This is a genomic window from Mesorhizobium sp. M1A.T.Ca.IN.004.03.1.1, assembly GCF_003997555.1.
In the GTDB taxonomy this organism is placed as follows: domain Bacteria; phylum Pseudomonadota; class Alphaproteobacteria; order Rhizobiales; family Rhizobiaceae; genus Mesorhizobium.
Window position 1 is genome coordinate 1 of the sequence record NZ_RZTV01000705.1, and the last position, 253, is coordinate 253.

Annotated in this window: 1 protein-coding gene; it reads right to left on the reverse strand. The window is 61.7% G+C overall.

The window, feature by feature from the left end; all coding sequences use genetic code 11:
* Positions 1 to 253: PPC domain-containing DNA-binding protein (locus EOD29_RS33500; protein WP_164764032.1), on the reverse strand; the 253-nt coding region annotated here is incomplete at both ends.

Consider the following 253-nt stretch of genomic DNA (forward strand, 5'->3'; position numbering starts at 1 on the left):
CCGTGATCTCCAGTGATCCAGTGCCGACCTCGAGCTCAAGCACATGGCCGCCGACAGCGGCAAAGGTGGCGTCGGACACCACGCCATGGGCATGGATCGAGGGCTTGCCGTTCTGCCATGCAATGGTGCCGGTCATGCTGGCGAGTTCGGTGTCGTAGAAGGTCTTCGGATCGAACGCCTTCTTGTCAAAATCGTAGAAGCCGAAGGTGGCGCGGTGCACGAAGCCCATGCCGACGAAACTCGCCGAGGCCAG